Here is a 6,780-nt window from a genome sequence, read left to right as displayed (position 1 = left end):
GCGGAAAATTCTGCGCAGTTAGAAGCATGAATAAGGCACTTGCAGGAGAACATATAGATATTCTGTAAGTAATCTACACAACAAAAAGCAATCATGATTCCGAGAGAAAAGGGCTTGTATTTTTTCTGATATGGATTAAAATAACAGTTAAATGCTAAGAACAGAAATAGTAGGTATCTTGAGACCTTCAGAGAGGAGTCGGTTGGTGAGAGGCTTCGGTTTTCGGATATTGAACCCGTCTGGGAGCAGCAGAAGGGAAAACTGATTTTATTCAAGAGAATCAGAAACTTCTGACGGAGGTCACCGTGATCATAGACATGCGAGTGCTTGCTTGCAATGAGGTGCAGGTTTTCAGGCCTGAATTTAGGTGGTAACGCGGATAAAAACATTATTCGTCCTAAGTGTACAAATAAAGTATGCTTAGGACTTTTCTTTTGCGTGTGAAGCAGAGCCATGCAAAAGCAAAAAGATGCATGCTTGCATGCAAATGTTTTTGCTTTTATATGGCGAGCAACACGAACGAGGAAATGCGAAGCATTTTCGAGTCCGTGTCTGCTTCACATCCAAAGTGAAGAAAGGAGTTGTTATTATGAAACTTAGCAAATTAGTCGGAGTGAGATTCAAGGAAAAGCCCGCTTTCTGTGTGATTGACAGTCACACTTACAGCCTTCGCGGCGGTTATGTAAAGCGTGTATCAAACGGTATTTTTTCACTTTACACGCCCATGAAGAAAGTTACTCAGAACATCGAGAAGATCCTGAGAGAGGAAATGGACGGTGTGGATTGCCAGGAAGTCATGTTTCCTGTGGTTCTTCCGGGAGCACTTTGGGAGGAATCAGGACGCTATGAGAGCGTTGGCGAAGAGCTTTTGAGATTCAAGGATCGTAATGATACTCCTATGGTACTTGGTATGACCCATGAGGAGGCAGCTGTCCATCTTGCGAGAGAGTACGGAAGCACCTATGCAAATTATCCTTTCGCTTTTTATCAGATACAGACTAAGTATCGTGACGAGGCACGCCCCAGAGCAGGACTTATAAGAGTACGTGAGTTTACAATGAAGGATGCTTATTCTTTCCATACTTCTCAGGAAGATCTTGAGAAATACTATGACAGAATGGCAAATGCTTATGACAGAATTTTCGAGAGAGCAGGTATTCCTGATGTTATCTCGGTTAAGTCTGATTCAGGTATGATAGGAGGAAGCGTATCTCACGAGTATATGCTGCTTACGGACGCAGGAGAGGACTCCATTGCACTGTGTGATGACTGCGGTTACAGCGCAAATATGGAAGCTGCGGAGACAACAGTGGACAATTCCGGATGCACACCTGCAGGTGAGCTTAAGAAGGTTTACACGCCTGATTGCAAGACCATCGAAGATGTATGCGCTTTCCTAAAGAGCAAAGTTGAGGAGTCCTGTAAGGCTGTTGTTTATCAGATAAATGCGACTGACGAGTATGTAGTTGTTTTCATTCGCGGAGACTACGAGGTCAATGAGACAAAGCTTGTAAACTACCTTCATGAGGAGGTTCACCCGGCTGAGATCACTGAGGAATCGGGACTTGTTGCCGGCTTCTGCGGACCTTACGAGCAGCACGGCAATTGCAGGATTGTTTATGATAAGTCACTTGAAGGCATCGAGAACCTGTGTTGCGGCGGAAACGAGACAAACTATCACTACACAGGCCTTAACATCAAGAGAGACATCGGAGATGTGGAGTACGTTGATGTCAGCAAAATTCGTGACGGTGACATCTGTCCCTGCTGCGGTAAGAAAACCATAAGAATCAGCAGAGGTATTGAGGTCGGTAATATTTTCCAGCTCGGTACCAAATACTCAGACAGCATGAAGATGACCTATACGGATGAGGACGGTAGTTCCAAGACACCCATCATGGGATGCTACGGAATCGGTGTTGGTCGCCTTGCAGCAAGCATCATGGAAGCCCGCCACGATGACAAGGGGCCTATCTGGCCCATCACTGTTGCACCCTGGAAGGTGCATGTTTGCTGCATGAGAAGAGATGACGATGCCTGCAGAGAAGCAGCTGACAAGATCTATGAGGAACTCACAAACATGGGCGTAGAGGTTATCTATGATGACAGAGATGTCCGCGCCGGCGTCATGTTTGCCGATGCAGATCTCCTGGGCGTTCCGGTTCGCGTGATTGTTGGTCCCAAGGCTCTTGCTAACGGAGAGATTGAGCTCTGCACAAGAGATAAGAGCGTACAGCTCTCTGTGAAAAAAGAAGATATCATCGCTGAAACCAAGAAGCTCATGGATTCTCTTTATGAAGAGATTAATTCCAAGGTGAAGAGCAGAATAAAATAAAATGCCCCTTTTACAGGATGAAAATAGTCCTGTAAAAGGGGTATTTTTATGCCCTGAATTATTTATTTGACTAAAAATATAAAAATAGTCAGAAAAGTATTGACATCGATTTGTGAGAAGGGTTATTATGACTAAAAATACAAATTTGGTCAAAAAGAGGATAAGTATATGCCAAAAACCTACACAGAAAGTGAAAGAGAGCAGATCATTATCCGCTTAAAGAAAGCAGCCAATGAGATGCTGATGAAAAAAGGTGTCAAGAAGACTACCGTGGATGAGTTGGTAAAACTTGCCGGAATTCCAAAGGGAACATTCTACCTTTTTTATCCATGTAAAGAGGTGCTGTTTTTCGATGCGGCCCAGGATTTCCATGAGCAGGTGGATGACTATATTACAAAGGGATTTCTTTCCATAATCGCAAGCCATAATATTGATCCCGAGGAGGAGGGAGCCTTCTCTGAATGTATTGATGAGATCGCTGAGGTGATCCTCGGGGCGATGGAAATTACAACCACTTCCTGCCTCAAGGTACTGCTTGAGCCTGAGGCGATGAACCAGGTTCTTTCGAAGCTTCCGGAGGATCTGCTTCAAAACCACAGGGATCAGGACACCCGTATGGGAGCAGGTATTATAGCAAAAGTGGCTGCAAGGAAGGGGCTCGACGTCGAGGCAGTTGTTGGATCCTTTTCAATGATTTTATTCGGTTCTATGTACAAGCATGTCATTGGAGAGGAGAACCTCAGAGAGAGCATGCGCATGCTGGTAAAAGGACTGGTTATACAGATTTTGGAATAAAACTCAGGATTCAAATAATTGTACGATTTTTAGGACAGCATAAAAAAGAGGAGATCAGGCTATGACAGACAACAAGGTGATTGATGTTAGAAATGTTTATTTCAGCTACAGTAAAACTCCCTTTCTGAAGGACATTACTTTTTCTGTAGATAAGGGAGAAATTTTCGGATTCCTCGGACCCTCCGGTGCAGGTAAGAGCACCCTGCAGAAGGTGCTTACCGGAATATGCACAAACTATGAGGGGAGCGCCAGCATTCTAGGTACCGAGAGCAAAAATCACGGCAAGGATTTTTATGAGAAAATCGGTGTCGATTTTGAATTCCCGAGCCTTTTTGATAAGCTTTCCGCCAGGGAAAATCTCAAATACTTCGCGTCACTCTACAGCGGAAACAAAAGGGATATCGATGAACTTCTAAAGGAAGTCGGCTTGTATGAGCACGCAGATAAGAAGGTTTCAGCTTTTTCCAAGGGCATGAAATCCAGACTGAACTTCATCAAGTCGCTGATCCACGATCCGGACGTGCTGTTTCTGGATGAGCCCACCAGCGGCCTTGATCCCAATAACGCCAAGATTATGAAGGACCTTATCCGGAAAGAGAAGGAGAGGGGTAAGACCATCATTCTCACTACGCACGACATGCAGGATGCGACCGAGCTTTGTGACAGAGTGGTGTTTATCGTGGACGGCCAGATGAAGGCGGTGGATACTCCGCATAATTTCATTATGAGTCGCGGTGCAGCCAGAGTGACCTACACCTATATGGAGAACGGACAGGAGCGAATGGTGAGCACGATTCTTTCGGACATCAGTGGCGACGAGACTTTAAAGCAGCTTATTGATGAAAACCGGATAACCTCGATTCACAGCGGGGAGCCCACACTCAATGACATTTTTATTGAGATAACCGGCACACATTTGGACTAACGGGTGACTACTATGAGACAAGCGAATGTAATAAAAGGTGACATCATCTTTCAGTGGAAGTACGGTTTTTATTTTCTGTACGTCCTCGTAATTCTGATTTACATGATAATCTTCTCATTCTTTGAAGGAAATATCAGGAACATCATTGTGTCCTGCTGCGTATATTCGGATCCGGCTGCAATGGGGATGTTCTTTATGGGAGCGTTGATCCTGCTTGAAAAGAGCCAGCATATCACAAGCTCAATAGTAATTTCGCCGGTTACACCCACAGAGTATATCTTCGGAAAAGTGATTTCCTTTGCGATAATCTCTCTGGTTGTGGGGCTTGTGTTGATCCTTTTTGGATCTACCTATAACCTGTTTTTGTGTATGGCGGGGATACTCGCAGGATCGATTCTCTTTAGCCTGTGCGGAGTTATAGTTGGAACAAAGGTCAGTAACCTCAATCAATACATACTGGGTACCGTGCCCTTTGAAGTTATAGGTTTTGCGCCTGTTATCGTGTATAGAGCAGGGATTATGTGGGACAATCCGCTGATGCTGATTCACCCCGGATGCGCCGCTATGAGGCTGATTGAGGGAAATACCGATATGCTGCCATTTTCACTGATAAGCCTTGCTGCGTGGATTGGAGTTCTGTATCTTATCGCACAAAGATGCGTCATTAGAATGTATAAGAATGTTGGAGAATAAACTATGAGTGCTACATGTAAGATGTTCGGCTTTATGGTAAAACAGATAACCCGCGATATGATGATGATCATGCTGGTCATCGCACCCTTTTTGGTGGGGAGTATCTTCAGATTCGGAGTACCGCTTTTTGAGGAAAAGATTCTTACAGGATTTGGTTATGGCAGCTTTCTTGTGCCTTACTATGATTTTTTCAGTTGGCTCCTTGCAATTCTCACGGGTATGATGTTTGCCTTCATAGGAGGACTTGTGGTTCTTGGAGAAATCGACGACGGGATCGCAAAATATATACTGGTGACTCCGCCCGGTGAAAACGGTTATCTTTTTTCAAGAATCCTTCTTCCCGGAGTGATATCGGGAGCTATGACAGCGGTTATTCTTCCTGTATTTGCCCTTACAAAGTTGAGTATTCCCGTAATTTTTGTTATGGTTATTTCATCAACACTTTGCGGAATAATCACATCCTTTCTTGTTGTGGTCATATCTTCCAACAAGGTAGAGGGCATGGCAGTTGGCAAGTTGTCCGGCCTGTTTGGCATCACTTTTTTTGTTCCGTTTTTCATAAAGGGAGCAGTCAGATATGTGTTTATCCCATTTCCCATGTATCATGTGGGTGTGTGGTCGAAGGATGAGACGCCCGTAAGCCTTTTTATTGCAGCTGTTCTTTTTGCAATATGGGGCGCGGTGTTGCTTAAGCTTTTCAGAAGAAAATTTCAATAATGCCTTCCCCCTATGAAAGGGGGAAGGTGTCAGCGTAGCTGACGGATGAGGGGTAAAAGGAGATAATTATGTACAGCAGAGAACCGCTGAAAATTTACGTAGATTTTGATGATTGTCTATGCGAGACGGCACAATCTTTTGTCGAGATCGCATCCAGACTTTTTGGGAAAAATGTCCCCTACGAAGAGCTCCATTCCTTTAATCTTCAGGAGTCCTTTTCACTGAATGATGAAGAATACGCTGAGCTGATGAAGGAGGGACATCGCCCCGAGATTCTTCTTTCCTATGAAGAGACGCCCGGAGCATCAAGGGTTCTTAATGAACTAATTGATGAGGGACATGAAGTTTTTGTAATTACAGGCCGTCCTTTCGCAGCTTATGAGGCATCAAAACAGTGGCTTGAGGAGCATGATTTAAGTCGCCCGAAGCTGTTTTTCCTTAATAAATACGGAAGAGACTTTTTCTATAAAGGCGGTGAGTTCAACCTGGAACTCGAGGACTATTACAAGATGCATTTTGATTATGCGGTGGAGGATTCACCCATGGCTTTCGGATTCTTCGATCATCTGCCGGATCTAAATGTCCTGGTGTTTGACAGACCCTGGAACAGCAAAGCAGAATTTCCCGGTGCAAACTATCATCGCTGCACCGACTGGGATATAATTCGTGACCGGATCAGAAAAGGAGGAATAAAATGATTCTTTACATTGATGCGTGTGTTCGTGAAAATTCCAGAACTAAGAGACTTGCGGATGCTCTTATGGAAAAACTCTCGGGAGAGGTCAAGTATGTAAAGCTGGAAGATATCAGTTTTGAGACCACAAGCGAAGAATATCTGACTAAGAGAGAAAATCTCATTGAGCAGTGCGCTTTCGATGATAAGATGTTTGATCTTGCAAGACAGTTTGCCAAGGCGGATACGATAGTTATCGCTGCGCCTTATTGGGATCTGTCTTTTCCTGCAAAATTGAAGCAGTATATTGAAGCCATAAATGTACTTGGAATCACCTTTTTATATACCCCGGAGGGCATGCCCAAGGGAATGTGTAAGGCTGACAAACTATACTATGTTACAACAGCCGGCGGCCCTGTGGTTCCCGATGAATACGGCTATGGCTATATAAAAGCGCTCGCTGAGAGTTACTACGGAATTAAGGACGTGAGCCTTATAAAGGCCAGCGGACTCGACGTTCTGGGAGCAGACGTCGATGCAATTATGAACGAGGCGATTGCTTCCATTTCAGTGTGAAAAGTTTGAACTATACTAATAAGAATGCCGTAAGGTTGAGAAAAAGGTTTTGATGTGGAGGTAATA

Annotated in this window: 7 protein-coding genes and 1 other annotated feature; all 7 genes read left to right on the top strand. The window is 44.2% G+C overall.

Translation table 11 applies throughout. From position 1 onward, the window contains the following. Positions 1-147: 147 nt before the first annotated feature. Positions 148-403 (top strand) — a binding site (T-box leader). Between the two features lie 186 nt (positions 404-589). The 7 genes from BMW61_RS17975 to BMW61_RS17945 all read left to right on the top strand — a co-directional run bounded on the left by BMW61_RS17975 (position 590) and on the right by BMW61_RS17945 (position 6,714). Then, positions 590-2,335: a proline--tRNA ligase gene (locus BMW61_RS17975; RefSeq protein WP_091824808.1), complete on the top strand. Its 1,746-nt coding sequence runs from the start codon at positions 590-592 to the stop codon at positions 2,333-2,335. A gap of 168 nt (positions 2,336-2,503) precedes the next feature. Then, positions 2,504-3,130, top strand: a complete 627-nt coding sequence (locus BMW61_RS17970; RefSeq protein ID WP_022762167.1) for a TetR/AcrR family transcriptional regulator — start codon at positions 2,504-2,506, stop codon at positions 3,128-3,130. A 76-nt stretch (positions 3,131-3,206) separates the two neighbouring features. Beyond that, on the top strand, positions 3,207-4,055 hold the full coding sequence (locus tag BMW61_RS17965) for an ABC transporter ATP-binding protein (RefSeq protein WP_091824828.1): 849 nt from the start codon (positions 3,207-3,209) through the stop codon (positions 4,053-4,055). 12 nt (positions 4,056-4,067) lie between these two features. Then, positions 4,068-4,748, top strand: a complete 681-nt coding sequence (locus BMW61_RS17960; RefSeq protein WP_091824806.1) for a fluoroquinolone export ABC transporter permease subunit — start codon at positions 4,068-4,070, stop codon at positions 4,746-4,748. Between the two features lie 3 nt (positions 4,749-4,751). Next, positions 4,752-5,465 carry a hypothetical protein gene (locus BMW61_RS17955; protein ID WP_091824803.1) on the top strand — a complete coding sequence of 238 codons (714 nt, stop codon included), beginning with the start codon at positions 4,752-4,754 and terminating at the stop codon, positions 5,463-5,465. A gap of 68 nt (positions 5,466-5,533) precedes the next feature. Then, the gene (locus BMW61_RS17950; protein ID WP_242876798.1) at positions 5,534-6,163 is read left to right on the top strand and encodes a 5' nucleotidase, NT5C type; all 630 of its coding nucleotides are present in this window, start codon (positions 5,534-5,536) and stop codon (positions 6,161-6,163) included. Continuing rightward, the gene (locus BMW61_RS17945; RefSeq protein WP_022762162.1) at positions 6,160-6,714 is read left to right on the top strand and encodes an NAD(P)H-dependent oxidoreductase; all 555 of its coding nucleotides are present in this window, start codon (positions 6,160-6,162) and stop codon (positions 6,712-6,714) included. Before BMW61_RS17950 ends, BMW61_RS17945 begins: the two co-directional genes overlap by 4 nt. The last annotated feature ends 66 nt before the right edge of the window (positions 6,715-6,780 follow it).

It is taken from the genome of Butyrivibrio sp. ob235 (assembly GCF_900109475.1).
In the GTDB taxonomy this organism is placed as follows: Bacteria; Bacillota; Clostridia; order Lachnospirales; family Lachnospiraceae; genus Butyrivibrio.
The sequence above is the reverse complement of the archived record's forward strand: the minus strand, read 5'-3'. Positions and strand labels throughout refer to the sequence as shown.